Genomic DNA, 25,612 nt, shown 5'->3' on the forward strand with positions numbered 1-25,612 from the left:
CTAAGCGAGCAGGTCCTGCGTGTCCGGATGCCGCTCGATATAGGCGGCGACGAAGCTGCATTCGGGCACGACCTTTAAGCCCTTCGCGCGCGCCTCGGCCAGCGCGAAGGCGATCAGGCGGCTGGCGATGCCCTGCCCCTCGAGCGGCTTGGGCACGATCGTGTGCGTGAAGGTGATCGTGTCGCCGGTCAGGCGATAGGCGGCAAAGGCGGTGTCGCCGTCCTGTTCGAGTTCGAAGCGGCTCTGCGCCGGGTTGTCGTGCGGTTCGGTCATGTCCCGTGCTTAGCAGGTTGGACGCGGGGCGTGAAATGACTAGGTGCATGGCGATGCCCCTCGATCCGCTGCCCGTCCTGCAATCCACCTTCGGCTTTTCCGGTTTTCGCGGGGTGCAGGCGGAGGTCGTCACCCGTGTGCTGGCGGGGGAGAATACGCTGGCGGTGATGCCGACCGGGGCGGGCAAGTCGCTCTGCTATCAATTGCCGTCGGTCACGCTGGAGGGGACGTGCGTGGTCGTCTCGCCGCTGATCGCTTTGATGCAAGATCAGTTGCGCGCCGCGACCGCGATCGGGATCAGGGCCGCGACGCTCACCTCGGTCGATACCGACCAGATGGAGACGATGGCGCGCTTTCGACGCGGCGAGCTGGACCTGCTGTACGTCGCGCCGGAGCGGGCGTCGGGCGGGGCGTTCCGCGATCTGCTGAGCCAGGCCAAGCTGGCGCTGTTCGCGATCGACGAGGCGCATTGCGTTTCGGAATGGGGGCATGATTTCCGGCCCGATTACCGGCTGCTGCGCCCGCTGCTCGATCATTTCCCGAACGTGCCGCGGCTCGCGCTGACCGCCACGGCGGACGAACATACTCGTGCCGACATCCTCGATCAGCTCGGCATACCGCGCGCGGGGATGATCGTCGCCGGGTTCGACCGGCCCAACATCCAGTATCGCATCAGCCCCAAGGACAATACGACGCGGCAGATCGCCGACCTGATCGCGGAGACGTCGGGGGCGGGGATCGTCTATGTCCAGAGCCGCGCCGGGACCGAGAAGATGGCCGAGGCGCTGGCCAAGTCCGGCCGGCCGACGCGGGCCTATCATGCCGGGCTCGACCCGCAGGTGCGGGCGCGCAATCAGGCCGATTTCGTCGCCTCCGAGGATATGGTGATCTGCGCCACGGTCGCGTTCGGCATGGGGATCGACAAGCCGGACGTGCGCTTCGTCGCGCATGCCGGGCTGCCGAAATCGATCGAGGCTTATTATCAGGAAACCGGCCGCGCGGGGCGCGACGGCGATCCGGCGGTGGCGCACCTGTTCTGGGGCGCGGAGGATTTCGTGCGAGCACGGCAACGCATCGGCGAGGTGGAGCCGGCGCGCCAGGCGGGCGAGCGCACGCGGCTGGCCGCCTTGGGGGCCTTGGTCGAGACGCCGGGGTGCCGGCGGCGGATCCTGCTCAAGCATTTCGGTGACGATGCGCCGGAGAATTGCGGCAATTGCGACAATTGCCTGAACCCGCCCGCGGCGATCGACGCGACGGAGGTGGCGAGGAAATTCCTCTCCGCGGTCTTTCGCACGGGGCAGAGCTTTGGCGTCGGCTATATCGAGCAGGTGCTGACCGGGGTTTCGAGCGAGCGCAGTTTGATGAACGGGCACGAGGCGCTGGGCGTGTTCGGGATCGCGTCGTCGGGCGAGGAGCAGGCGCTGATCAAGCCGGTGGCGCGCGCGCTGCTGCTGCGCGATGCCTTGCGCGCGAACGATTTCGGCGGGCTGGAATTCGGACCCGGCGCGCGCGGGATCCTGAAGGAGGGCGAGACGGTCTCGCTGATCGTGCCGCCGAAACGCGAGCGGCGTCAGAGCGGGGGGCGACGCGGCAGTTCGGCAGGGACGGTGGCGAACCCGACTGGCGATCCGCTGTTCGAGGCGCTGCGCGCGAAACGCCGGACGCTGGCGGCGGAGGCGAGCGTGCCGCCTTATGTGATCTTCCACGATTCGGTGCTGCGCGACATGGCCTCGATGCGGCCGGGCACGTTGCGCGCGCTGGGCGAGATCAGCGGGATCGGGCAGCGCAAGCTGGAGGCGTATGGCGAGGCGTTCCTGGCGGTGATACGCGAGGGGTGAGCCCGCTCTCCGACAGGTCTGCGCCTCTGCCCCCCTCCGTTCGTGCTGAGCCTGTCGAAGCACGTGGCCCAAATGCGCACCTGCGTTTGGAACAGGCCCTTCGACAGGCTCAGGGCGAACGGAGGGACAGGACTTCCCGTCGCGCCGTCGCGAGCAGATCTTCTTCGCTTTCGCGCGGCCGAGGGTGGGGCTAAGACGTCCGCCATGGCCAACATCCTCCACATCGACGATTCCATCTCGGTCGCGCCGCAGATCGCGCCCTCCGACCTCGCCGACATCGCGGCCGCCGGGTTCGCGGCGATCGTCAACAACCGCCCAGACGACGAGGATGCCGGACAGCCCGAGGGGGCCGAGGTGCGCGCGGCGGCGGAGCAGGCCGGGCTGAGCTATGCCGCTATTCCCGTGACGCATGCCGGCTTCTCGCACCCGCAGATCGATGCGATGATCGCGGTGCTGGAGGCGGCGGACGGGCCGGTGCTGGCGTTCTGCCGATCGGGTACGCGCAGCTGCAACCTGTGGGCGCTGGCGCGGGCGAAGATGGGCGACCATCCCGATACGCTGATGGCGAAGGCGGCGGCGACCGGATACGATCTGACCGGCATCCGCCCGCTGCTCGACGCGCTTGCCTCCGGCGGGGGTACTGGCGCCTCCGGCAGATGAACTGGCTGCAGTTCGGCGGATCGCTCGCCGCCATCTTCGCGCTGGCCGGGGTCGCGCGGATGCTGCGGCTGGGCGAAAGCCGGATCGGCGATGCCGCCAAGGCGCGCGAGATGGCCGAGGAGATGCTGGCCGGGTTCGATGCCTATGGCGCGATCGTCGGTACAGATGGCAAAGCGGCGTTGGTGCTGGGCAACGGGACGATCGCGGTGCTGAAGCGGCACGGCGCGAAGGTGGCGGCGCGGCGATTGCTACCGCCGCTGCAGCTGTTCACCGCGGTGGAAGGTGTCGAAGTTGCCACGGGTGAGCGGCTGTTCGGGCGCGTGCTGCTGTTCGGCGTGGTCGAAAGCGACGTGCGGGCACTGGAAGCGCAGCTGACAAGGGTGTAAGCAAGGTGCGTCATGCACCTGCCCGATATCGTCACCTATGCCGTTCCCGGCTTCGTCCTGCTGGTGCTGGTCGAGATGATCGTGGCGCGGGTGCGCGACCGGACGCGGTACGAACCGAAGGACACGCTGACCTCGCTCGGCCTCGGCCTCGGCAGCACGGTGGCGGGGGCGCTGACCGCCGGGGTCGCGTTCGCGATGGCGATGTGGGTGTGGCAGTTCCGGATCTTCGAGATCGGCTATGCCTGGTACTGGTTCGTCCTGGCGTTCGTGATCGACGATCTGGCCTATTACGTGTTCCACCGCATGGCGCACCGGGTGCGGTGGTTCTGGGCGAGCCATGTCATCCACCATTCGAGCCAGCATTATAACCTGTCGACCGCGCTCAGGCAGACCTGGACCGGGTTCATCTCGCTGGGATTCCTGTTCCGCCTGCCGCTGGCGCTGATCGGCTTTCCGCCGCCGATGCTGGTGTTCGTGGCCGGCATCAATCTGGTCTACCAATTCTGGATCCATACCGAGACGATCGGCAAGTGCCCGCGCTGGTTCGAGGCGGTGATGAACACGCCGTCGCACCACCGCGTGCATCACGCGACCAACGCGCGCTATCTCGACACCAATTATGCCGGCGTGTTCATCGTGTGGGACAGGATGTTCGGCACGTTCACGCCCGAACGTGCGGACGATCCGCCGCGCTACGGGATCGTGCACAATCTGGGCAGCTTCAACCTGCTCTGGGCCGCGTTCCACGAATGGATCGGGATCGCGAAAGACGTCTGGGCGGCGCCCGACTGGCGTGCCAGACTGAACTACATGATCAAACCGCCGGGGTGGAGCCATGACGGCAGCCGCGACACGTCGGAAATCCTCAAAGAGAGATGGGCCGCGAGACAGCGGCTCCGCACAGGAGACGGACCTTGGAAGAAGCCGATATCGTCGTCGTCGGTGGCGGCTCGGGCGGGAGCGCCGCCGCCGGGCGGCTGAGCGAGAACGGGCGCCATTCGGTCGTCCTGCTCGAGGCGGGCGGGGCCAATACGGGGTACCGCACCCGCATCCCCGGGTTCATCGCGATGCAGACGCCGAAGACCAACTGGCAATTTGAGACGGTGCCGCAGGCCGGGCTGAACGGCCGGCGCGGATACCAGCCGCGCGGGCGTGGCCTCGGCGGATCGAGCGCGATCAACGCGATGCTCTATCTGCGCGGCAACCGATGGGATTACGACAATTGGGCCGCGATGGGTTGCCCCGGCTGGTCGTATGACGAGGTGCTGCCCTGGTTCAAGCACGCCGAACGCAACAACCATGGCGCGGATGCCTTTCACGGCCGGTCCGGGCCGCTGCACGTCAGCCACCAGACCTCGCCGCATGCCGGATCGATCGAATTCGTCGAATCCGCGCGCCATCTGCAGATCCCGGTCAACGAGGATTTCAACGGCGCACGGCAGGACGGGGCGGGCGTCTTCCAGGTCACGCAGCATAACGGCGAGCGCTGGAGCGCGGGCCGGGCCTATCTCGGCCAGGCGCGCGCGAACCTCGACATCCGCATGGACGTGATCGCCGAACGCGTTCTGTTCGAGGATGGTCGCGCGTGCGGGGTGGCGTATCGTCAGGGCGGCGAGACCCACGTCGTGAAGGCGAAGCGCGCGGTGGTGTTGGCCGGCGGCGTGTTCGGCACGCCGCAATTGCTGATGCTGTCGGGCATCGGGCCGGGCGCGCACCTGCGCGACCACGGGCTGGACGTGCGGATCGACCGGCCGGCGGTCGGCGCCAATCTGCAGGATCATGTCGATTATGTCGGGGCGTTCGAAACCGGCGGACATTTCTTCCTTGGCCAATCGCTGAAGGGGCGATTGCACATGATCGGCGCGATCGTCGAATGGTTCCGGCGGCGCACGGGCACGATGACGTCGGTGTTCGCCGAATCGGGCGCGTTCCTGACGATCGCACCGGATGCGCCGGCGCCCGACGTGCAGCTGCATTTCGTGCCGATCGTGCTGGAGGATCATGGCCGCACCAAGGTGAAGGCGCATGGCTTCAGCGTGCATGTCTGCGTGCTGCGCCCGGAAAGCCACGGGACGGTGCGGCTGGCATCGACGGACGCACGCACCGCGCCGCTGATCGACCCCGCCTTCCTGACCGATGCGCGCGACATGGACCTGATGAAGCAGGGCGTCCGCGCGATGTACCGCATCGTCGCGACGCCGCCGCTGAGCGGGCACGCGCCGCGCGATCGCTATCCGGTCGATCTGGACGACGATGCCGCGCTGGAACGGCTGATCCGGGCGCGGGCGGACACGATCTATCATCCGGTCGGCACGGCGCGGATGGGATCGGACGACGTGGCGGTCTGCGATCCGCGCCTGCGCGTGCGCGGGGTGGCGGGGCTGTACGTCGCCGATGCGGCGATCATGCCGAAGCTGGTGTCGGGCAACACCAACGCGCCGTCGATCATGATCGGCGAGCGTTGCGCCGATTTCGTCGCCGCCGATCTCGGCTGATCGCTTTCCGTTCAGGCTCGGCCGTGTAAGGCGGGGGCGTGGAAACGAACGACGCATTGAAGAAAGCCGGGCTCGCGGCGGTGATCCTGCTCGCGCCGGGCGGGTTCGTCCTGGGCGCTACGCTGGCGGCGCGCTATTGGCGGAAGCGGAGCGCGGAGAAGGCCGCAGCCGAGGCCGGTGAGGCGGAAGACGAGGACGACGAAGACTCCGTCTGACGTTTTACTTCGACGAGGCAGCTTTTCCTCGGTTCGTCCTGAGTTTGCCGAAGGGCGTGTCCGGAGCGGTACGCATGTTCGGGCACGTGCTTCGACAGGCTCAGCACGAACGGGGTGAGATACGCCCGGTTTCGCCGACGCAGAATTGGCTCGCTCTCGTTCGGACGGGAATCTGCATCCCGCACCGCGCCGGCAGGCCCACCCCCCGAAAAAAGGGCCGGTGCGTCGCCGCACCGGCCTGAGGTCGTCCGCAGGAGGAACATCGTGGGGGCACCGGCTCTGCCGGCCGGTGCCCCGATCTGGTCAATAATTGTAGGCGCGCTCGCCATGTTCGCCGAGGTCGAGCCCTTCGAGCTCGACATCCTTGGTCACCCGGCCACCCGTCACCGCCTTGGCGATGAAATAGGCGATGGTCGTGCCGATCGAGGCCCAGACGATCGTGGTGACGACCGCCTGGAGCTGGATGACCAGCTGTGCGCCCATCGCGACCGCGCCGCTGCCCGGGCCGCCGAACACGGGTTGGTAGACGATACCGGTACCGAGCGCGCCGATCATGCCGCCGATGCCGTGCACGCCGAAGGCGTCGAGCGAATCGTCGTAGCCGAGCTTCGGCTTGACGATCGTCACCGCGAGGAAGCAGACGATCGAGGCGACCGCGCCGAGGACGATCGCGCCGAACGGACCGGCATTGCCCGCCGCCGGGGTCACCGCGACCAAGCCGGCGATGATGCCCGAGCAGAAGCCCAAAGCCGACCCCTTATGCCCGGCGACGCGCTCCGCGAGCATCCAGAACAGGCCGGCCGATGCGGTGGCGACGAAGGTGTTGATCATCGCCAGGCCGGCCGAACCGTTGGCCTCCAGCGCGGAGCCGGCGTTGAAGCCGAACCAGCCGACCCATAGCAGGCCGGTGCCGATCCCGGTCATCGTCAGCGAATGCGGCGCCATGCGTTCGGTCGGGAAGCCGACGCGCTTGCCGACGAGCAATGCCAGCACCAGCGCCGAGACGCCGGCATTGATGTGCACGACGGTGCCGCCGGCGAAATCGAGCGCGCCGAGCTTGAAGAAATAGCCGCTCGATGCCCACACCATATGCGTGATCGGGAAATAGACGATCGTCAGCCAGACGAGCGCGAAGACCATCACGGCGGAGAATTTGATCCGCTCGACCACCGAGCCCAGGACCAGCGCGACGGTGATCGCCGCGAAGGTCATCTGGAAGCAGACGAAGACATATTCTGGGATCTCGACGCCCTTGGTGAAGGTCGCCGCCTGCGATGCCGGCGTCACGCCCTTCAGGAACGCCTTGTCGAAGGTCGAGACGAAGTTGCTGAGGCCGGTGGTGTAATCCGGGCCGAACGCCATCGAATAGCCCCACATCACCCAGACGAGCATCGCGAGGGCGGCGACCGCGCCGATCTGCGTCATCACCGACAGCATGTTCTTGGTGCGGACGAGGCCGCCATAGAATAGCGCCAGGCCGGGCACGATCATCATCAGCACGAGGATCGTGGAGGTCATCATCCAGGCGGTATCGCCCTTGTTGACGGTGGCCGCGGTCGCCGCAGCGGGCGGTGCCTGCAAGGCGGCATCCTGCGCCCAGGCGGGCAAGGCGGCGAACAGCGCCAGTCCGAGCCCGGAGGCGGTCGCGATCTTGGATTTCAGATTCATCATTACCCCCTTCATGGGTTCAACAATCACAGGGCGGTGTTGTCGGTTTCGCCGGTGCGGATGCGCACCGCCTGCCCGACATCGAGGACGAAGATCTTGCCGTCGCCGATCGCACCCGTATTGGCCGATGCCTGGATCGTCTCGACCACGCGGGCGGCGAGATCGCTCGCGCAGACCACCTCGATCTTGATCTTCGGCACCATGTTGGTGCTGTATTCCGCGCCGCGATAGATTTCGGTCTGGCCCTTCTGGCGACCGAAGCCCTTCACTTCCGTGACGGTCATGCCCGCCACGCCGATCTCGGTGAGCGCTTCGCGCACCTCGTCCAGCTTGAACGGCTTGATGATGGCAATGACGAGCTTCATGCGCGCCCCCTTCTGGTTGTCCCGGGGATCACACAGCAATCGTCGTGCCAGAACCGAAACGACGCGCGAAGGCGGGGAAGACGCGCGCAAACCCATCGCCAAAGCTTAATCGCAGGTAAAAATTTGTGCAGATGCGAACAGCTGCCCGAGAATCAGGCAGACGCGGAGACGATCGCCCGTGCCGTGGCGAGGTCGCTGTCGTCGACCATCACGCGCACGGGGATGAACAGGTAACTCCCGTCGCCGATACTGGTTTCACCGTCGAAGGCGATGGCGGGAATGCCCTCGGATTCGAGCCGCCCGATCAGGATATGCGCCTCGTTGCGCGCGAAGCGGCCGAGTTCGACGAGGCTCATGCGCGCGCACCCTTCGGGTCGGTGGAAGGTCGCTGCTGCATGGTCATGCCCCGAAAGTCGTTACGACGGCGGAAAGGTATTATGGTGACGCTTGCGCAAGGGCATCGTGCGATCATGGCAGGATCGAAGCCCTTCCCTCTGCTCGGAGGCCGCATGTCCATAGATCGCATCAGTTATCCCCTTCCGACGATCGTCAACGGCTATGCGTGCCTGACCCAGGCCGAAGTCGAACTGGCGAACCGGGATATCGATCCCGCGCGACCCGAATATGGCCCGGGCGGCCGCGATGCGGCTACCGATGCGAAGGCGGGAACCGCCGCCCAGGCACAGCGCCAACCGGACGACGCTCGATCGGATCAGGCCGAACGGATCCTGTCCTACGCCCCCAATGCCATCCTGATTACACCGGCGGACAAGGCGACGACCTACTCGGTCACCGCCTGACCGGTCATTCCAGCCCGTAGCGTTTGGCGCGGGCCTGAACCTGCGCATCGATCGCCAGCGCGGTCGCCTGATCCGCATCGGCCTGCACCGTCCGCCCCGCGCGCCGTGCCGCGATCCCGCGCGCATAAAGCGACCAGGCGTTGCGCGGCTGCCGCGCCACCGCCGCGTCGTAATCGGCCAGCGCCTTGTCGATCTCGCCGCGCCGCAACCGCACCAGCGCGCGGCTGTCGAGATAGGCGGCCTCGCCCGGGCGCAGCCGGAGCGCCGCGTTGCAATCCTCCAGCGCTTTGTCGAGATCGCGATTCAGCAGCGCCCTGGCCCAGCAGCGGCCGTTGAATGCCACCGCGCGACCGCTATCTTCCGGATGACTCTTCAGCCAGCGATCGTAACTGGCGAGGGCGGGTTCGTAGCTGCCGGCCGAATCGTACAGCCCGGCCAACCGCATCCGCGCATCCGAGGACGGGGCGAGCGCCTGATCCGCGGCAGCGAGATCGACCAGCGCGCCGGCCGGATCGCGGGCGGCAAGCCGAAGCTGCGCACGTGCCAGCCGTGCATCGGCGTCGTTGGGGGCGAGCGCGATCGCCGCATCGAGATCCTTCGCGCCGAGCAGAGGCTGGCCGTTGGCGAGCCGCGCCGTGGCGCGCTGGAAGAGGTAATGCGATTCGGCCGGTGCCAAGCCGATCGCCTTGTCGAAATCGGCGATCGCGGCATCGAACTTGCGTTTCGACGCCAGGATCGCGCCGCGCCGGCTGTACCCGGCGGCATCGGTCGGCTCGGCCGCCTGATCGGTCAGGTCGATCGCCGTGCCATTGCTGTCGACCGCGCTTTTCGGGGCCAGCCCGAACAGCGCGCCGCCTTCATAGGTGACGAACATGCGATGGTTCTGGTTGTCGACATAGATGTGGTGGGTGAGGAAGAAATCGATCCCGATCAGCATGTCGGCATCGCTGAAGGACTGATCGGCGATCTGGATCCACGGCTTGGGGATGCGCTCGCCGCCGATCTCGATCGCATCGAAGCGCGCGCGCCAGGAGCGCGAGCGGCTGGTGCCCAGGCCATAGGCGAACCCGCTGGCGGTGACGCCGGGGCTGTCCGGCGTCACGCCGATCCGCCTCGCCGCCGACAGCGTGAGCAGCGGCATCTGCGCGCCGGTATCGAACACCGCCTTGATCGCCACGCCGTTGATCCTGACCGTGCCGATCGTGTGGCGCTGGCCGGCGTCCATGGCCAGGATCGGGACGATCGAGACCGGCTTGGTGCCGGCCCAATAGGCCATGTCGGCCCCCTTGCAGTCCTTGCCCTTCATCAGCCGGACGATCCCGTGCGGCAGATCGTATTCGACATCGGCCAGCCCGAGGATGTTCTGACCGAGCAGCCCGGCATGGCCGGTGTCGCTGCCGCCGACGGCGAAATCGACATGCGGGATCGATTGGCCGCCGAGGCCGAGCGTCTTCGCCGTGGCGACGCCGAGCGAGGTATCGCCGCCGATCCCCTTCAGCCGCGCGCCGCCGAGGTCGCGTACAGACAGTCCGTATTCCAGCGCGTTGGCCTTGGCGATCGTGCTGAAGAACGCGCCGCTATCGAGGATGAAGCGCGCGTCGCGGCCGTTGATCTGCGCGGTGACGATCGGGCTGCGGCCCGTCATCGTCACCGGGATATCGACATATTTGGCGATTTCGCACTTGGCCGATGCGGGGACCGGCGCAAGCATTGGGCCGGCCAGCGAAGCAACCGCGCAGAACCACCGCAACATACCGGCCTCCCTCAAGGCCAGCCGATATTCCACGCCCGCCAAGTTCCGGCAAATGAAGAAAGCGTCATGAAGCCGAGGTCGCCGGGACCTCGGCATGGCGACTCAGACCGCCGTCCCGCCCACCGTCAGGCCGCTCATCAGGATCGTCGGCTGGCCGACGCCGGCGGGCACGCTCTGGCCGCCCTTGCCGCACATGCCGACGCCTTCATCGAGCGCGAAATCGTTACCGATGCCGATCACCTTGGTCAGCGCGCTGGGGCCGTCGCCGATCAGCGTCGCGCCCTTGATCGGCGCGCCCAACTTGCCGTTCTCGACCTTGTACGCCTCGGTGCAGCTGAACACGAACTTGCCCGAGACGATATCGACCTGACCGCCGCCGAAGCTCTTGGCGAAGATGCCGGTCTTCATCCGCGCGAGCAGTTCGGCCGGATCGTCCCTGCCGCCGCGCATGAAGGTATTGGTCATGCGCGGCATCGGCGCGTGCTGGAACGATTCGCGGCGGCCGTTGCCGGTCGGCGCGACGCCCATCAGGCGGGCGTTGAGGCGATCGTGGATATAGCCCTTCAGGATACCGTCCTCGATCAGGATATTCTCCTGCGTCGGCGTGCCCTCGTCATCGATGCTGAGCGAGCCGCGACGGTCGGCGATCGATCCGTCGTCGATCACCGTCACGCCGGGTGCCGCCACGCGCTCGCCGATGCGGCCCGAGAATGCCGACGTGCCCTTGCGGTTGAAATCGCCCTCCAGCCCGTGGCCGATCGCCTCGTGCAGCAGGATGCCGGGCCAGCCCGGCCCGAGCAGCACGGTCATCTCGCCGGCCGGCGCGGCGACCGAATCGAGATTGACGACCGCCTGGGCCAGCGCTTCGTCGATCGCGCGGTTCCACGTCTCGGGCTGCATCAGATCGTGATAGAGATAGCGGCCGCCGATACCGAAATTGCCCGTTTCGCGCCGGCCATTCTGTTCGACCACGATCGAGACGTTGAGCCGCACGAGCGGGCGGATGTCGGTGGCGACGAAGCCGTCGGGCCGGACGATCTCGACCACGCTCCACGAGCCCAACAGCGAGACCGACACCTGCGCGACGCGCGGATCGCGCGCGCGGGCCGCGGCGTCGATCGTCTGGCACAGGTTCACCTTGTCGGCGAAGGGCACGAGATCGAGCGGATCGGCATCGGTGTAGAGGTGGCGGTTGGTGCCCTGCGGCGGCCCGGCCTTGGCACCCTTTGACGGGTCGATCAGCGCCATCGTCTCGCCGGCGCGCAGGATCGCGGCGGAGGAGAGTTCGTTGGCATGCGCGAAGGCGGTCGTCTCGCCCGATACCGCGCGCAGGCCGAAGCCCGACTGCGTATCGTAGCTCGCCGTCTTCAGCCGTCCGTCATCGAAGCCGAACGCCTCGGACTTGCGATATTGCAGATAGAGTTCGCCGTCATCGGCCTTGCCCAGCACCTGCGCGGTGAGCGCCTGCGCCTCGCCGGGATCGAGCTGGCCATCGTGGTAGAGGAACGCGCGGGGGTCTGTCGGGCTGGTCATGCCCGGCAATATAAGGGGCTTATCGGCCCGCGCCATCCCCATGATCGGGGAGCGTGGACTGATCCGCGCCGTCTGCCGGCCCGCCGATCAGGATGAAGCGCCGGTCGCAATAGCCGCAATCGACATAGCCGGTCTCGTCGATCTCGAGGAACACGCGCGGATGGCCGAGCGCCGCGCCGCCGGGAATGTCGGTCGCGCCATCGCAGGCGTTGCGCTTGTGGGAGACGCGGAGGGTTTCTGGGGCGATCATGCGGGCGGGATAGCAAGCCGACGATGCTCCCACAATCACCAACCGCCGTTCGGTTCGAGCGAAGTCGAGAACTTGTGCCAAGCGCAGCCGAGGCCCCTTCCTCCAGCCCGGGCGATCTCGCTGCGCTCGATCGGTGTCTCGACTTCGCTCGACACGAACGGGTGTAGGGTGGCAAAGACCCCGCCATGACCGAAGCCGCCATATCGATCGCCAATCTCTGCAAGACCTATGCGGGCGGCAAGCGCGCGCTGGACGACGTGTCGTTCGAGGTGCCGCGCGGGCAGATCTTCGGGCTGCTCGGGCCGAACGGCGCGGGCAAATCGACTTTGATCAACACGCTGGCCGGGCTCGTCAACAAGACCAGCGGCACGGCATCGATCTGGGGTTTCGACATCGACGCGCATCCGCGCAACGCCAAGGCGTCGATCGGCATCGTCAACCAGGAGATCGTGTTCGACCCGTTCTTCTCGCCGTTCGAAGTGCTGGAGATCCAGGCCGGGCTGTACGGCGTGCCGAAGAAGCAGCGCCGCTCGATGGAATTGCTGCGCGCGGTGCATCTGGAGGACAAGGCCAACGCCTATGCCCGCACGCTTTCCGGCGGCATGAAGCGCCGGCTGATGGTGGCCAAGGCGATGGTGCATTCGCCGCCCGTGCTGGTGCTGGACGAGCCGACCGCTGGCGTCGACATCGAATTGCGCCAGCAGCTCTGGGCCTATGTCCGGCAATTGAACGAGCAGGGCGTCACCGTCGTGCTGACCACGCATTATCTGGAGGAAGCGGAGGAACTCTGCGACCGGATCGCGATCATCAACCAGGGCAAGCTGATCGCCAACAAGCCGACGCGCGAACTGGTCGGGATGGCGATGGAAAAGCTGGTCGAGGTGACGGTGGACCGCGACGTCGCGGTCGCTCCGCACAACGCATTCTTCCAGAAGATCGAGCTGAAGGGCAATCGCACGCTGGCGATCACCTATGCCAAGGACAGGGTGAATGCCGGCGAGGTGCTGGGCGCGGTGCAGGCGGAGGGGTATGGCATCGTCGACGTCTCGACGCGCGAGGCCGATCTGGAGGACGTGTTCCTCAATCTGACACGGGCGGCCAACGCCGCCTGAGGGCAGGCTTTTCCCCACCGACTACGAGTCTCGAGTGGCGTGTTCGGGGCATGTGCTTCGACAGGCTCGGCACGAACGGGGTCGGGTGAGCGCACACGATCAGGCGGAGGTTATTCCACCGCGTTCAGTTCGCGGGCGCGTTTCGCCAGTTTCAGCGCTTCGTCGATCAGATCGGCGCTATGACGGGTCTCGTCTTCCTTCACGGCGATGGTCAGGCAATTCAGCGCTTCCTGGTGGAGGCGCGCGGCCCGTTCCCGGGCGCGGGCCGTTTTCGAATTCTTGGTCACGATTGGCAAATGCCGCAGGGGCGCGCGACGTTCCTCGGTTCGTCGCATCCGATTGTAAGATAGGTTTGCCGTGCCGGAAACGTGCCTGCGTGCTTGTCATGGCCAGCGCAAACGCCTTTAACACCGGCCGAATTCGGGAGACGGCACTTGGCGACCAACGGGCATCAGAGCGACGTGCTGATCATCGGTTCCGGCGCCGCCGGCCTGACCGCCGCGCTGAACCTGGCCGATCGCTTCAAGGTGACGGTGCTGGCCAAGGGGCAGTTGAACGAGGGCTCGACCGCCTGGGCGCAGGGCGGGATCGCCGCGGTGCTGGAGCCGGGCGACACGTTCGAAAGCCATATCGAGGATACGATGATCGCCGGCGCGGGGCTGAACGATCGCGCGACGGTGGAATTCGTCGTCGAGAGCGCGCCGGCGGCGATCGAGCGGCTGGCGCAGCTCGGCGTGCCGTTCAACATGGAAGGCGACACGCGCCACCTGACGCGCGAGGGCGGGCATTCGCACCGCCGCATCGTGCATGTCGACGACGCGACCGGCTGGGCGGTGCAGGAGGCGTTGCAGAACGCCGCGACGGCGCATCCCAACATCACCCTGGTGCCGGACCGGGTGGCGATCGACCTGGCGACCAGCCGGCACGAGGAACGCTATTCCGGTGCCGGCAACGTCTGGGGCGTCTATGCCGTCAACCGCGCGAGCGGCCGCGTCGAGCTGTACACGGCGCGGGCGACGATCCTGGCGACCGGCGGGGCGGGGCGGACCTACCTGTTTTCGACCGCCCCGCGCGGTGCCACCGGCGACGGGATCGCCATGGCGTGGCGCGCGGGCTGCCGCGTGTCGAACATGGAGATGATGCAGTTCCACCCGACCTGCCTGTACAATCTGGAGGTCAAGAACTTCCTGATCACCGAGGCCGTGCGCGGCGAGGGCGGGCGCTTGCTGATCCCCGAAACCGGGTATCGCTTCATGCCCGATTTCGACGACCGCGCCGAACTCGCGCCGCGCGACGTGGTGGCGCGCGCGATCGACCACGAGATCAAGCGGCTCGGCCTCGATTACGTGCATCTCGACATCAGCCATATGGGCGCGGACTTCATCACCCACCATTTTCCGACGATCTACGAAAAGCTGCTCGGGCTCGGCATCGACATGACCAAAGAGCCGATCCCGGTGGTGCCGGCGCAGCATTACACCTGTGGCGGGATCGTGATCGACCTGGACGGCCGGACCGACCTGCCCGGTTTGTATGCCGCCGGCGAATGCAGCGAGAGCGGGCTGCACGGGGCCAACCGCCTGGCCTCCAATTCGCTGCTCGAATGCTTCGTGTTCGGCGAAAGTGCCGCCAAGCACATCATCTCCTGCTGGGACCACCTGCCCGAGCCGCCGGCGATCCGCGCCTGGGACGAAAGCCGGGTCGAGGATTCGGACGAGGAGGTGGTGATCAAGCAGAACTGGACCGAGATCCGCCGCTTCATGTGGAATTATGTCGGCATCGTCCGCACCACCAAGCGACTGGAACGCGCGCAGCACCGCATCCGCCTGCTGACCGAGGAGGTGAACGATTATTACGGCCATTTCCGCGTCACGCCCGACCTGATCGAACTGCGCAACCTGCTGCAGACCGCCGAACTGATCGTGCGCAGCGCGCTGCACCGGCACGAGAGCCGCGGGCTGCATTACACGCTGGATTATCCCGAGACGCTGGCCGAGGCGGTGGATACGGTTCTGGTGCCTTGAGGATCTTCGCGATAGATTTTTCTCTTCGCCGTCACCCCGGACTTGTTCCGGGGTCCACAGTGCCGCGCATCCGGCGATCAGTTTCTAACTATATCGAAAGCCGCTTGGTGGACCCCGGAACAAGTCCGGGGTGACAAAGGAATTTTGAGGAACTCGCGCAGACCGTGCGACCTCGGAATCCCCGAACCGCATCAGGCAGTTGACCCCGACTCGTCCCACCGCAGGTCAGGCGCGGTTCATCGCAGACCTTTCATAAAGCTGTTTGTCGGAAACTTTCCTCGTTTAGGCTGATCCTCGCGGGGATACGGGGCATGAATTTGAACATCTTCACGGCCAGCAACAGTTTTACGCGCCGCTCGGTGGCCGTGCTGGTGCTCGTCGCGATGCTCGGATCCTGCGCCTACGGCAACGACAAGCAGCTTGCCGACGCGATGTCCGCCCCCGCCTATCAACTGATCCTGCCGGTGCCGCCACGCGCGCCCAAATTCGTCGCCGCGCCGCAGGCACTGGTCGCCAACGTCACGACGCTGGGCACGAATTTCCAGGGCAAGGTCGGCATCGCGGTGCACAGCATCGACCAGGGCTGGACGGTGCAGAGCAACGGCGAGACCCGCATGCCGCAGCAGAGCGTGAGCAAATTGTGGGTCGCGATGACCGTGCTCGATTTCCGCGACGCCGGGCGGCTGAAACTCGACGATCCGGTGACGATCCGGCGTGAGGATCTCACCCTGTTCCATCAGCCGGTCGCGGCGCTCGTCAAGGGCGACGGGTATCAGACGACGGTCGGCGAATTGCTGCAGCGCGCGCTGACGATGAGCGACAACACCTGCAACGACCGGCTGCTGCAATATGTCGGCGGCCCCGCTGCGGTGCGGGCGTTCATCGCGCGCAAGAATCTGGGCGATATCCGCTTCGGACCCGGCGAGCGGCTGTTGCAGAGCGCCACCGCCGGGCTCGAGTGGAAACCCGAATATGCGTTCGGCAACGCCTTCAACCGCGCGCGCGACCGGCTGCCGAAATCGGACCGGATCGCGGCGTTCGATCGCTATGTCGCCAATCCGCCCGACGGCGCCGCGCCGCTGGCGATCGCCGGCGCACTGGCCAAGCTAAAACAGGGCAAATTGCTGTCGGCGAGTTCGACCGACTATCTGATCGGCACGATGGAATCGTCGCGGACCGGCAAGCAGCGAATGCACGGCGCGGTGCCGCCGGGCTGGAGCTTCGGGCACAAGACCGGAACGGGCCAGGACCTTGCCGGGCGCACGGCGGGATACAACGATGTCGGCGTGCTGATGGCGCCGGACGGGCGCAGCTATTCGCTGGCGGTGATGATCGGCGACACGCCCCGCCCGATCCCCGAGCGCCAGGCGTTGATGCAGGCGGTGGTCGCCGCGGTGGTGATGAACCACGGTTGACGATTCCCGCGGTCATGCGGGAATGAAAGAGAATAGCGTCAGTAACGGGCTTGGGGCCGGGCCAAGTCGCTGCTATCCCCCGCCCATGCCGCATCTCTATCTTGTCGACGGTTCGGGCTATATCTTCCGCGCCTATCACCGCCTGCCGCCGCTGACCAACAAGCATGGCGAGCCGGTGGGGGCCGTCTATGGCTATACGACCATGTTGTGGAAGCTGGTCGACGAGCTGCACGCGGCGGACGGCCCGACGCACATGGCGGTGATCCTCGACAAATCGAGCAAGACGTTCCGCAACGATCTGTACGACCAGTACAAGGCGCACCGTCCGCCGCCGCCCGAGGATCTCGTCCCGCAATTCCCGATGATCCGCGATGCGACGCGCGCGTTCAGCCTGCCGTGCATCGAGACCGAGGGGCTGGAGGCGGACGACATCATCGCCTGCTACGCCAAGGCGGCGCTGGCGCAGGGCTGGTCGGTGACGATCGTGTCGAGCGACAAGGACCTGATGCAGCTGATCGAGCCGGGCCTCGACCTGTACGACACGATGAACAACCGCCGGCTGGGCGCCGAGCATGTCGCGGAGAAGTTCTTCGGCATCGCGCCCACGCAGCTCGGCGACGTGCTCGCCCTGATGGGCGACAGCGTGGACAACGTCCCCGGCGTGCCGGGCGTCGGCCCGAAGACCGCGGCGAAGCTGATCCTCGAACATGGCGACCTGACCGCCGTGCTGGCGGCGGCGGAGACGATGAAGGCGGGCAAGCTGCGCGACAATCTGATCGCGCACGCCGATATGGCGCGCCTCAGCCGCGAACTGGTCGAATTGCGGTGCGATGTGGCGCTGCCCGAGCCGCTCGACGATCTGGTGTTGCAGGGGATTCCCGATGCGCCGTTGCGCGCCTTTCTCGAACATCACGGCTTCAAGTCGTTGCTCGCCAAATTGTCGGCGGTGGCGGATGCGCCGGTCGCCGCGCCGCATTCCGACCCCGGCCTGATCACGGTGCCGGCGGAGGAGGATCCACCCTGCGATCACGACGGGTACGAGACGGTGGTGGACGAGGCCGCGCTGGATCGCTGGATCGCGGTCGCGCGGCACCAGGGCTGGATCGCGATCGATACCGAGACGACCGGGGTGGATGCCACGCGCGCCGAACTGGTCGGGGTGAGCATGGCGCTGCATCCCAACCTCGCCTGCTACGTACCTCTCGCGCATGGCGGCACCGACATGTTCGCCGAGGTGCCGGTACAGCTCGACCGGGCGGTGGCGCTGGCGAAGTTGAAGACCCTGTTCGAGGATCCGTCCGTCCTGAAGATCGGCCACAATCTGAAATACGACATGATCGTGCTGGGCCGGTGCGGGCTGGACGTGTTCCCGCACGACGACACGATCGTGATGAGCTTCGATCTCGACGCCGGGCTGCATGGCCACGGCATGGACGAACTGGCCGCGACCCATCTGTCGCACAGCTGCATCGCGTTCAAGGACGTGGTCGGGGTGGGCAAGACGCAGCGCAGCTTCGCCGAGATCGACCTGAAGGCGGCGACCCGCTACGCCGCCGAGGATGCCGACGTGACGCTGCGATTGTGGCGACGCTTCAAGCCGCGCCTGCCGGCCGAAGCCGCGACGCGGGTCTACGAGATGGTCGATCGCCCGCTGATCCCGGTGATCGCGCAGATGGAACGGCACGGGATCAAGGTGGATGCCGCCAAGCTGTCCGCGCTGTCGACCGAGTTCGCGCAACAGATGGGCGCGCTGGAGGTCGAGATCCACGCGCTGGCCGGTGGCGCGTTCACCATCGGCAGCCCCAAGCAGCTCGGCGACGTCCTGTTCGAGCGGATGGGCATCAAGGGCGGGCGCAAGGGCAAGTCGGGCGTCTATTCGACCGACGTCAACGAACTGGAGCGGATCGCCGCCGATAAGGATTCCCCCGGCAAGGATATCGCGCGGAAAGTGCTCGAGTGGCGGCAGCTGTCGAAGCTGAAATCCACCTATACCGATGCGTTGCAGGCGCAGATCAATCCGGCGACGGGGCGCGTGCATACGTCCTATTCGCTGACCGGTGCGCAGACCGGGCGATTGTCCTCGACCGATCCGAACCTGCAGAACATCCCGATCCGCACCGAGATCGGCCGTCAGATTCGCGACGCGTTCGTGGCCGAGCCGGGCAACGTCCTGCTCGCCGCCGATTATTCGCAGATCGAACTTCGCCTCGCCGCGCACATGGCCGACGTGCCCGCGCTGAAGGCCGCGTTCGCCAATGGCGACGACATCCACAGCCTCACCGCGCAAGAATTGTTCGGCGAGGTCAACCGCGACACGCGCGGGCGGGCCAAGACGATCAACTTCGCGATCCTCTACGGCATCAGCCGCTGGGGCTTGGCGGGGCGGCTCGACGTGACGGCGGACGAGGCGCAGGCGATGATCGATCGCTATTTCGAACGCTTTCCCGGCATCCGCAACTATATCGCCGCGACGACCGAATTCGTGCGCGACAAGGGCTACACCGTCACCTTGTTCGGGCGGAAGACGCATTTCCCGCGCATCGCCTCCAAGATCCAGCACGAACGCCAGGGCGCCGAGCGCGCGGCGATCAACGCGCCGATCCAGGGCACCAGCGCCGACATCATCAAGCGCGCGATGGTGCGGATGGGGCCGGCCTTGCTCGAAGCGGGCTTACCCGACGTGCGCATGCTGCTCCAGGTGCACGACGAACTGGTGTTCGAACTGCCTGAGGGCGATGTGGACGCGGCCCGGCCGGTGATCGAGCGCGTGATGGCGACGGCGGCCGAGCCTCTGGTGACGCTGGATGTGCCGCTCGGGATCGAGATCGGCACCGGGCTCAGCTGGGGCGCGGCGCATTGATCTACCCCCGTCTCTCATTTCCCGTCCGTGCTGAGCCTGTCGAAGCACTGCCTTTCTTTTCGACTGTCGCGAAAAAAGACAGTGCTTCGACAGGCTCGGGACGGACGGGTGTTTGGGGTTGTGGGGCGATAGACAGGCAAACCCATCTTGCCTGATCCCGCCATCGCTTCCGGCACCGATGAACTGAACGCGCTCGCCAAGGGCGGGCGGACGAACATCATCGGCTTTCTGATGCGCCTCGTCGCGCGCCTGCCGTTCCTGTTCATCGCCGGGCGCATCTATGGCCCGGATCAGGTCGGGCGGTTCGCGCTTGCCGTGGTGGTGGTCGAGCTGGCCGCCCTGATCGCCACGCTGGGGCTGAAGCGCGGGCTGGCCCAGGCACTGTCGGAGGGCGATCGGCCGGCGGTGTGCGTGGTGTGGGATGCGATGGCGGTGGCGCTGATCGCGTCGCTGATCGCCAGCGCGGTGCTCGTGATGGTGCCGGAGGTGATGTACCCCAACAGCGAGATCCGCGGCATGGACCGCTGGCTGGCGCTGATCGTGTTCGCCACCGCCTGGTCGGACATCAGCTTGGCGGCGCTCGCCTATCGCCGCAACGTGAAGGCGACCGTCACCGCGCGCGCGGTGATCGAGCCGTGGACGATCAGCATCGCCGCCTGGGCCTTTTCCTTCTACTCGCTGCGCGACGGGCTCGTCCTCTCGTACATCGCATCGATGGTCGCCGCTTTGATCGCGTCGCTGATCCCGTTCGTGCGCAGCTACGGCCTGCCTTACGGCTGGCGACCGCGCCCCAGCATCCTGATCGGTCTGGCCCGGCGCAACGTGCCGCTGGCCGGGGCGGACGCGATCGAATGGGGCACGCGCAACGTCGATCGCTTCATCCTGGGCGTGATGTTCGAACCCAAGATCGTCGGCATCTATTACATGGCGCAGCAGGTCGCCTCGATCCCGGGCAAATTGAAGACCAGCTTCGATCCGATCCTCGGCCCCGTCGTCACCACCGCGCTGGCGCGCGACGACAAGGAGGCGGTGGCGGCGCAGGTGCGTCAGGTCGGCTTCTGGATCATGGCGGCGCAGGTCGGCCTCGCGCTGATGGGATCGATCCCGGGCGAAGCGGTGATGGGCATCGTCGGCCCGCAATTCGTCGCGGGCACGGCGGCGCTGGGCTTCCTGCTGTCGGCGGAGGCCGCGGCATCGACCGGAGCGGTCTCCGAAAGTGCGCTCGTCTATATCGCGCGGTTCCGGAACCTGCTGATTTCGGCCGGCATGCTGTGCTTCCAGATCGGCTTGAGCTTCGCCCTGATCTTCGCGATGCGCGGGATCGGCTGGCCGGTCAATTATCAGGCGGCGGGGCCGGCGATCGCGCTGTTCACGTCCGTGGGGCTGACGTCGATCATCAAATCGAGCTTCCTGTCGCACCTGCTGAAGGCGCGCGTCGCGGGGTGGCGCTGGCCGATGCTGTGGGGCGCGCTAGCGGCGATCCTGGTCGGCGGCGCATTCACGATGCTGCCCAAGCGCTTCGAATGGGCGGAGGTGGTGATCGGCATCCCGGCGATCGCCGGCACCTATCTGTTCGTGCTGTTCCGCTGGGCGCTGACCCCGGCCGACCGGGCGTTGTTCAAGTCGATGCCCAAGGAGGGCGCTGCGGTTCCGGCCTGAACGGCTTAAGATTGTGTCGCGCTAAGACGCGAAGACGCGAAGACGCGAAGCGGAAAGTATTTTCTGACCTTACCCCTGGCGTCTTAGCGTCTTAGCGCAAAATCATTCGGCGGTGCTTTCGGGCACAGGTCGATTTTTCACACGAAGCCACGAAGCCACAAAGAAAAAGAGGATCAACTTTCTCTTCTTCTTTGTGGCTTCGTGGCTTTGTGTGAAATCCGAAAGGCTGCGCCGCCGATCAGTGGCGGAAGTGGCGCATGCCCGTGAACACCATCGCCAGACCGGCCGCGTCCGCCGCGGCGATCACGTCTTCGTCGCGGATCGAGCCGCCCGGCTGGATCACCGCCGTCGCGCCCGCCTCGACCGCCGCGAGCAGGCCGTCGGCGAACGGGAAGAACGCATCCGAGGCGACCGCCGAGCCGACCGTGCGGGCCTGCCCCCAGCCGGCCTTGTCGGCGGCGTCCTTCGCCTTCCAGGCGGCGATGCGCGCGGATTCGAGGCGGTTCATCTGGCCCGCGCCGATCCCGGCGGTGCTGCCGCCCTTTGCATAGACGATCGCGTTCGACTTGACGTGCTTGGCCACGGTCCAGGCGAAGCGGCAATCGGCCAGTTCCTGCTCGGTGGGCGCGCGCTTCGTCACCACCCGCAATTCGCCCGGCGTGCCGTTGTCGCGCGTCTGGAGCAGCCAGCCGCCGGTGATCGACTTGGCGAGCAGCCCGGACCGCGCCGCGTCCGGCAGGTCGCCGGTGAGCAGCAGCCGCAGGTTCTTCTTCGCCGCGAAGATCGCCAGCGCGTCCTCATCGGCATCGGGCGCGATGACGACTTCGGTGAAGATGCCGGTGATCGCGCGCGCCGTCGCCGCATCGAGCGCGCGGTTGAGCGCGATGATCCCGCCGAACGCCGACACCGTGTCGCAGGCGAACGCGGCTTCGTAGGCTTCCGCCAGCGTCGCGGCGGTGGCGACGCCGCAGGGGTTGGCGTGCTTGACGATCACGACGCTGGGGTCGGCCGACGCGAATTCGCTGACCAGATCCAGCGCGGCATCGGCATCGTTGAAATTGTTGTAGCTCAGTTCCTTGCCCTGCACCTGACGCGCCTGGCCGATGCCGCGCGCGGCGGGGCCGGTGGCGGTGTAGAAAGCGGCGGACTGGTGCGGATTCTCGCCATAGCGCAGCGACTGGCCGTGCTTCAGGGTCAGCGGCAGGATGTCCGGAAACGCCTCGCCCTGATCGGCGAAGGCGAACCATTGCGCGATCATGCCGTCATAAGCAGCGGTCGCGGCATAGGCCTTGGCGGCGAGCTTGCGGCGTTGCTCCAGCGTGGTGGTGCCCTCGGTGAGCAGCGCATAATCCGTCGGATCGGTGACAATCGCGACGAAGGCGTGGTTCTTCGCCGCCGAGCGGATCATCGACGGGCCGCCGATATCGATATTCTCGATGATCTCCGGCCGGTCCGCGCCCTTGGCGACGGTCGCGGCGAAGGGATAGAGGTTGACGACGACGAGATCGATCGCGCCGATCCCGTGCTGTTCCATCGCCGCGACATGCTCGGCATCGTCGCGCACCGCGAGCAGGCCGCCATGGACGATCGGGTGCAACGTCTTGACGCGCCCGTCCATCATCTCGGGAAAGCCGGTCAGGTCGCTGATGTCGCGCACGTCGAGGCCGGCATCGCGCAACGCCCGGGCGGTGCCGCCGGTGGAGACGAGCTCCACGCCCTTCCCCGCGAGCGCTCGACCGAGATCGACGATGCCGGTCTTGTCGGACACCGACAGGAGGGCGCGGCGGATGGGGATGGTCGTCATGGCGGGACAATTCCAACGATGTGAGGCAGGCGCGCTGCGCTTTGCCTGTTCAGTTGGCGCGCTTCAAGGCCCAGCTGATGCTGGCGCCGCCGGCGGGCGATTCGCCGGTCACGACGAGCTGCTGGGTCGAGACCGGGCGGCCGTCGGGATCGATCCACAAACTGTCCTCGACCCCCAGCGTGCCGCCGCGGCAGCGATATTGCCACAATGCGCCGCCGGGCATGCGCAGCAACGCGGCCATGCCGTCGGCGGTGGGCGAGACCTGAACGCCTTTGCCGAGATGGAAACGCAGCGCGAACGGCGTCGCGGCGGCGCTCTTGCGACGCTTGCCGGCGGGCAGCAGCATATCTTCGCCGCGCAGCTCGCGGCCGTCGCTGCCCAATACCAATTGCCGGCGATGCACGAAGCCGAAGCGCCGGGCATAACCGTCATGGCTCGCCTCGATCCGGCTGGAATTCTCCGATTCCTGGCGCGTCAGCTCGACCTCGGCCACGCCGCGACCGAGCGTGCCGTCGGCATGGATCGCGGTGGAATTGCTGTCGCCGACGATCAGCGTCGAATGCGCCGCGGTGGTGCGCAACCCCTCCGCGAGGCTGGGCAGCAATTGCGCCACCGCCGCGCGCGCGCCGCCGCAATTGACCACCAGCCGGTGCGGCCCATCCGACATCTCGAACGCCAAAGTCGAGGCGCAACCGCCCTCGACCAGCCGAGCGACCGGCGGCGGCGCGGCATCGATGATGACGATCGCCGACCCGGCCGACAGGCGCTGATAGCCCCATTCGCGCGCCTGCCGCAGCGGGCGCGCGCGGATGCCGGTGGCATCGACGATCTGCGCCAGGATCTCGGCCAGCACCGGGCCGCCGCCCTGCCAGCTCGACAGGCCGCGATCGCCGAGGCACACGCCGAGCAGCGCCGGCACCATCCGCGCGAGCGCGTCGTACAAGGCGGCGGGCGCGCCCAGCCGGCGCGATTCGTACGTCTCGCGCAGCATCGTCAGCAGCATGATGATGTCGAGTTGCGCGGCAGGCGAGCGCGCCACGCTGCCGCCATCCTCGAACACCGACCCGGCAATGGCGCGGTTCAGCGCCGCCTCCATCCCGCCGCGCCGCGCATCGCCGCCGGCGATCAGCAACCCGGCCGCGCACACGCCGCACATCGCGGCGATGCGCGGTGCGCCCGGCGCCATCTTCTCCGCGCCGCGATCGATATGCCGCGCGCCGCGCGCCAGCGTGTTGAGCACGCTGCTGCGATAGACCAGGTCGGCCGAGGACAGGATCAACGGCGCATGCGCGGTCCAGAACAGGATGCGCCGGCCCCACAGATCGGCGCGCCACGCCGGTTCGGTCACCTTGTCGGCATGCAGGGCGAGCCAGCCGCGCATCACCTGTTCGGCGATCGGCGCGCCCTGCGCGCGCGTCGCCACGGTCGACAGGTCGCGCAGCCAGGCGAAGCTCTGGAGATATTCGGCGAAGGCGCGCGTCTGCGTCGTCTTGCGATCGAACAGGGTCTCCAGCGCATGGCTGTCGCCGCGAAACAGCATCTGTCCGGCGAGCAAGGCATGGCCGCGCCGCACGTCGCCGATAAAGGGATCGTCGGGCACGGCGATCAGCTTCAGCGGATGGCGCCCCTTCAGCTTCACGCCGTGGATCGGGGTGCGCCACGTAAGACGATGGAATCGTTCGGTCAGGCGTTCGGCGAGCGACAGGCCGGTATCGCCGCCGATCCGCATCAGCCGCTTGCCTTCGTCGATGCCGTCGCCCGCGTCGCTCACCCGGCTGGCATTCCCGCGTCTGGGCCGCCGCGCAGGCCGGCGATGTTCGCGGCATACGCATCCGGCCCGCCCCGGAACGTCGCGGTGCCGGCGACCAGCACATCGGCCCCGGCGGCGATCGCCCGCGGCGCGGTGTTATGGTCGATCCCGCCATCGACCTCCAGATCGACATCGAACCCGCCGGCATCGATCATCTTGCGGATCGCGGCGATCTTCTTCAGCTGGCTCTCGATGAAGCTCTGCCCGCCGAAGCCGGGATTGACGCTCATCACCAGCACCAGATCGACCGAGTCGAGCAGGTAGTCGAGCGCCTTGGCCGGGGTCTGCGGCGTCAGCACCACGCCGGCGCGCTTGCCCATCGACCGGATGTGCTGGAGGCTGCGATGCGTATGCGGCCCGGCCTCGAGATGGACGCTGATCGTGTCCGCCCCGGCGGTCGCGAAATCCTCCAGAAAGGCATCGACCGGCGCGATCATCAGATGCACGTCGATCGGCTTGGCGGTGTAGGGGCGGATCGCCTTCACCACCATCGGCCCGATCGTGATGTTGGGCACGAAATGCCCGTCCATCACGTCGACATGGATCCAGTCCGCGCCGGCGGCGTCTATCGCGCGGATCTCCTCGCCCAGACGCGCGAAATCGGCGGACAGGATCGAGGGGGCGATACGGACGGGGCGCTGGCTCGGAACAGGGGACATGGCGAAGTCTCTAGCATGGCTGACTCGGGCCGC

23 protein-coding genes are annotated in these 25,612 nt (G+C 67.0%); 12 read left to right on the plus strand and 11 right to left on the minus strand.

What is annotated here, in order from left to right; genetic code table 11:
- Entirely contained in the window at positions 1 to 273 is a 273-nt protein-coding gene (locus ASG11_RS01865) for a GNAT family N-acetyltransferase (protein WP_055774432.1), read from the minus strand.
- Between the two features lie 53 nt (positions 274 to 326).
- Between ASG11_RS01865 and recQ the strand changes: the two genes are divergently transcribed.
- The 6 genes from recQ (at position 327) to ASG11_RS18545 (ending at position 5,867) form a co-directional block, all read left to right on the plus strand.
- Positions 327 to 2,111 carry a DNA helicase RecQ gene (recQ, locus tag ASG11_RS01870; protein ID WP_055780052.1) on the plus strand — a complete coding sequence of 595 codons (1,785 nt, stop codon included), beginning with the start codon at positions 327 to 329 and terminating at the stop codon, positions 2,109 to 2,111.
- 204 nt (positions 2,112 to 2,315) lie between these two features.
- Entirely contained in the window at positions 2,316 to 2,771 is a 456-nt protein-coding gene (locus ASG11_RS01875) for a TIGR01244 family sulfur transferase (protein WP_055774435.1), read from the plus strand.
- Positions 2,768 to 3,157 (plus strand): hypothetical protein, encoded by a 390-nt coding sequence (locus ASG11_RS01880; RefSeq protein ID WP_055774438.1) that lies wholly within the window; start codon positions 2,768 to 2,770, stop codon positions 3,155 to 3,157. The genes ASG11_RS01875 and ASG11_RS01880 overlap by 4 nt, the downstream gene beginning before the upstream one ends.
- 12 nt (positions 3,158 to 3,169) lie before the next feature.
- A complete protein-coding gene (locus tag ASG11_RS01885) occupies positions 3,170 to 4,138 on the plus strand; it encodes a sterol desaturase family protein (RefSeq protein WP_055774440.1) in 969 nt (322 codons plus the stop codon).
- On the plus strand, positions 4,072 to 5,652 hold the full coding sequence (locus ASG11_RS01890; protein WP_055774443.1) for a GMC family oxidoreductase: 1,581 nt from the start codon (positions 4,072 to 4,074) through the stop codon (positions 5,650 to 5,652). The genes ASG11_RS01885 and ASG11_RS01890 overlap by 67 nt, the downstream gene beginning before the upstream one ends.
- 38 nt (positions 5,653 to 5,690) lie before the next feature.
- Complete coding sequence (locus ASG11_RS18545) at positions 5,691 to 5,867, plus strand: hypothetical protein (RefSeq protein ID WP_156363613.1); 177 nt, start codon at positions 5,691 to 5,693, stop codon at positions 5,865 to 5,867.
- A gap of 303 nt (positions 5,868 to 6,170) precedes the next feature.
- Here ASG11_RS18545 and ASG11_RS01895 read toward each other — a convergent pair whose 3' ends face one another.
- The 3 genes from ASG11_RS01895 to ASG11_RS01905 all read right to left on the minus strand — a co-directional run bounded on the left by ASG11_RS01895 (position 6,171) and on the right by ASG11_RS01905 (position 8,256).
- Positions 6,171 to 7,535 carry an ammonium transporter gene (locus ASG11_RS01895; RefSeq protein WP_055780055.1) on the minus strand — a complete coding sequence of 455 codons (1,365 nt, stop codon included), beginning with the start codon at positions 7,533 to 7,535 and terminating at the stop codon, positions 6,171 to 6,173.
- A gap of 26 nt (positions 7,536 to 7,561) precedes the next feature.
- Positions 7,562 to 7,900 (minus strand): P-II family nitrogen regulator, encoded by a 339-nt coding sequence (locus ASG11_RS01900; RefSeq protein ID WP_055774446.1) that lies wholly within the window; start codon positions 7,898 to 7,900, stop codon positions 7,562 to 7,564.
- 152 nt (positions 7,901 to 8,052) lie between these two features.
- The gene (locus tag ASG11_RS01905; protein WP_055774448.1) at positions 8,053 to 8,256 is read right to left on the minus strand and encodes a putative signal transducing protein; all 204 of its coding nucleotides are present in this window, start codon (positions 8,254 to 8,256) and stop codon (positions 8,053 to 8,055) included.
- A gap of 153 nt (positions 8,257 to 8,409) precedes the next feature.
- Here ASG11_RS01905 and ASG11_RS01910 point away from each other — a divergent pair, with 153 nt between their 5' ends.
- Positions 8,410 to 8,700 carry a hypothetical protein gene (locus tag ASG11_RS01910; protein WP_055774451.1) on the plus strand — a complete coding sequence of 97 codons (291 nt, stop codon included), beginning with the start codon at positions 8,410 to 8,412 and terminating at the stop codon, positions 8,698 to 8,700.
- A 4-nt stretch (positions 8,701 to 8,704) separates the two neighbouring features.
- Here ASG11_RS01910 and ASG11_RS01915 read toward each other — a convergent pair whose 3' ends face one another.
- The 3 genes from ASG11_RS01915 to ASG11_RS01925 all read right to left on the minus strand — a co-directional run bounded on the left by ASG11_RS01915 (position 8,705) and on the right by ASG11_RS01925 (position 12,236).
- Entirely contained in the window at positions 8,705 to 10,453 is a 1,749-nt protein-coding gene (locus tag ASG11_RS01915; RefSeq protein WP_055774454.1) for an aspartyl protease family protein, read from the minus strand.
- Positions 10,454 to 10,555: 102 nt separating this feature from the next.
- Complete coding sequence (tldD, locus tag ASG11_RS01920) at positions 10,556 to 11,986, minus strand: metalloprotease TldD (protein ID WP_055774457.1); 1,431 nt, start codon at positions 11,984 to 11,986, stop codon at positions 10,556 to 10,558.
- A gap of 19 nt (positions 11,987 to 12,005) precedes the next feature.
- Positions 12,006 to 12,236, minus strand: coding sequence for a zinc-finger domain-containing protein (locus tag ASG11_RS01925; RefSeq protein ID WP_055774460.1), 231 nt, complete (start codon positions 12,234 to 12,236; stop codon positions 12,006 to 12,008).
- A gap of 185 nt (positions 12,237 to 12,421) precedes the next feature.
- Between ASG11_RS01925 and ASG11_RS01930 the strand changes: the two genes are divergently transcribed.
- Positions 12,422 to 13,348, plus strand: coding sequence for an ABC transporter ATP-binding protein (locus ASG11_RS01930; RefSeq protein ID WP_055774463.1), 927 nt, complete (start codon positions 12,422 to 12,424; stop codon positions 13,346 to 13,348).
- Positions 13,349 to 13,458: 110 nt separating this feature from the next.
- Here ASG11_RS01930 and ASG11_RS01935 read toward each other — a convergent pair whose 3' ends face one another.
- Entirely contained in the window at positions 13,459 to 13,635 is a 177-nt protein-coding gene (locus ASG11_RS01935; protein ID WP_236697349.1) for a hypothetical protein, read from the minus strand.
- Positions 13,636 to 13,782: 147 nt separating this feature from the next.
- On the opposite strand from ASG11_RS01935, the gene nadB reads away from it, so the two are divergent.
- From nadB to ASG11_RS01955, 4 genes are all read left to right on the plus strand, one after another.
- Positions 13,783 to 15,372: an L-aspartate oxidase gene (nadB, locus tag ASG11_RS01940; RefSeq protein ID WP_055774467.1), complete on the plus strand. Its 1,590-nt coding sequence runs from the start codon at positions 13,783 to 13,785 to the stop codon at positions 15,370 to 15,372.
- 311 nt (positions 15,373 to 15,683) lie between these two features.
- On the plus strand, positions 15,684 to 16,787 hold the full coding sequence (locus ASG11_RS01945) for a serine hydrolase (RefSeq protein WP_055774470.1): 1,104 nt from the start codon (positions 15,684 to 15,686) through the stop codon (positions 16,785 to 16,787).
- An 85-nt stretch (positions 16,788 to 16,872) separates the two neighbouring features.
- Positions 16,873 to 19,647 (plus strand): DNA polymerase I, encoded by a 2,775-nt coding sequence (gene polA / locus ASG11_RS01950; protein ID WP_055774472.1) that lies wholly within the window; start codon positions 16,873 to 16,875, stop codon positions 19,645 to 19,647.
- Between the two features lie 231 nt (positions 19,648 to 19,878).
- Positions 19,879 to 21,306, plus strand: a complete 1,428-nt coding sequence (locus ASG11_RS01955; RefSeq protein ID WP_082472761.1) for a lipopolysaccharide biosynthesis protein — start codon at positions 19,879 to 19,881, stop codon at positions 21,304 to 21,306.
- Positions 21,307 to 21,544: 238 nt separating this feature from the next.
- Here the strand turns inward: ASG11_RS01955 and purH are convergent, their stop codons facing one another.
- Genes purH through rpe form a run of 3 tightly spaced genes read right to left on the minus strand, consistent with a single transcriptional unit; the run spans position 21,545 to position 25,579 of the window.
- Positions 21,545 to 23,110 (minus strand): bifunctional phosphoribosylaminoimidazolecarboxamide formyltransferase/IMP cyclohydrolase, encoded by a 1,566-nt coding sequence (gene purH / locus ASG11_RS01960; protein WP_055774475.1) that lies wholly within the window; start codon positions 23,108 to 23,110, stop codon positions 21,545 to 21,547.
- Positions 23,111 to 23,159: 49 nt separating this feature from the next.
- On the minus strand, positions 23,160 to 24,839 hold the full coding sequence (locus ASG11_RS01965) for a heparinase II/III family protein (protein WP_082472762.1): 1,680 nt from the start codon (positions 24,837 to 24,839) through the stop codon (positions 23,160 to 23,162).
- Positions 24,840 to 24,877: 38 nt separating this feature from the next.
- On the minus strand, positions 24,878 to 25,579 hold the full coding sequence (gene rpe, locus ASG11_RS01970) for a ribulose-phosphate 3-epimerase (protein WP_055774480.1): 702 nt from the start codon (positions 25,577 to 25,579) through the stop codon (positions 24,878 to 24,880).
- Positions 25,580 to 25,612 lie beyond the last annotated feature (33 nt).

It is taken from the genome of Sphingomonas sp. Leaf357, from assembly GCF_001423845.1.
GTDB lineage: Bacteria > Pseudomonadota > Alphaproteobacteria > Sphingomonadales > Sphingomonadaceae > Sphingomonas.

Coding starts and splice junctions, on each gene's coding strand:
- ASG11_RS01865 (WP_055774432.1), bottom strand. CDS start 273: ATGACCGAACCGCACGACAACCCGGCGCAGAGCCGCTTCGAACTCGAA.
- recQ (WP_055780052.1), top strand. CDS start 327: ATGCCCCTCGATCCGCTGCCCGTCCTGCAATCCACCTTCGGCTTTTCC.
- ASG11_RS01875 (WP_055774435.1), top strand. CDS start 2,316: ATGGCCAACATCCTCCACATCGACGATTCCATCTCGGTCGCGCCGCAG.
- ASG11_RS01880 (WP_055774438.1), top strand. CDS start 2,768: ATGAACTGGCTGCAGTTCGGCGGATCGCTCGCCGCCATCTTCGCGCTG.
- ASG11_RS01885 (WP_055774440.1), top strand. CDS start 3,170: ATGCACCTGCCCGATATCGTCACCTATGCCGTTCCCGGCTTCGTCCTG.
- ASG11_RS01895 (WP_055780055.1), bottom strand. CDS start 7,535: ATGAATCTGAAATCCAAGATCGCGACCGCCTCCGGGCTCGGACTGGCG.
- ASG11_RS01900 (WP_055774446.1), bottom strand. CDS start 7,900: ATGAAGCTCGTCATTGCCATCATCAAGCCGTTCAAGCTGGACGAGGTG.
- ASG11_RS01905 (WP_055774448.1), bottom strand. CDS start 8,256: ATGAGCCTCGTCGAACTCGGCCGCTTCGCGCGCAACGAGGCGCATATC.
- ASG11_RS01910 (WP_055774451.1), top strand. CDS start 8,410: ATGTCCATAGATCGCATCAGTTATCCCCTTCCGACGATCGTCAACGGC.
- ASG11_RS01915 (WP_055774454.1), bottom strand. CDS start 10,453: ATGTTGCGGTGGTTCTGCGCGGTTGCTTCGCTGGCCGGCCCAATGCTT.
- tldD (WP_055774457.1), bottom strand. CDS start 11,986: ATGACCAGCCCGACAGACCCCCGCGCGTTCCTCTACCACGATGGCCAG.
- ASG11_RS01925 (WP_055774460.1), bottom strand. CDS start 12,236: ATGATCGCCCCAGAAACCCTCCGCGTCTCCCACAAGCGCAACGCCTGC.
- ASG11_RS01930 (WP_055774463.1), top strand. CDS start 12,422: ATGACCGAAGCCGCCATATCGATCGCCAATCTCTGCAAGACCTATGCG.
- ASG11_RS01945 (WP_055774470.1), top strand. CDS start 15,684: ATGAATTTGAACATCTTCACGGCCAGCAACAGTTTTACGCGCCGCTCG.
- polA (WP_055774472.1), top strand. CDS start 16,873: ATGCCGCATCTCTATCTTGTCGACGGTTCGGGCTATATCTTCCGCGCC.
- ASG11_RS01955 (WP_082472761.1), top strand. CDS start 19,879: ATGCGCCTCGTCGCGCGCCTGCCGTTCCTGTTCATCGCCGGGCGCATC.
- purH (WP_055774475.1), bottom strand. CDS start 23,110: ATGACGACCATCCCCATCCGCCGCGCCCTCCTGTCGGTGTCCGACAAG.
- ASG11_RS01965 (WP_082472762.1), bottom strand. CDS start 24,839: ATGCGGATCGGCGGCGATACCGGCCTGTCGCTCGCCGAACGCCTGACC.
- rpe (WP_055774480.1), bottom strand. CDS start 25,579: ATGTCCCCTGTTCCGAGCCAGCGCCCCGTCCGTATCGCCCCCTCGATC.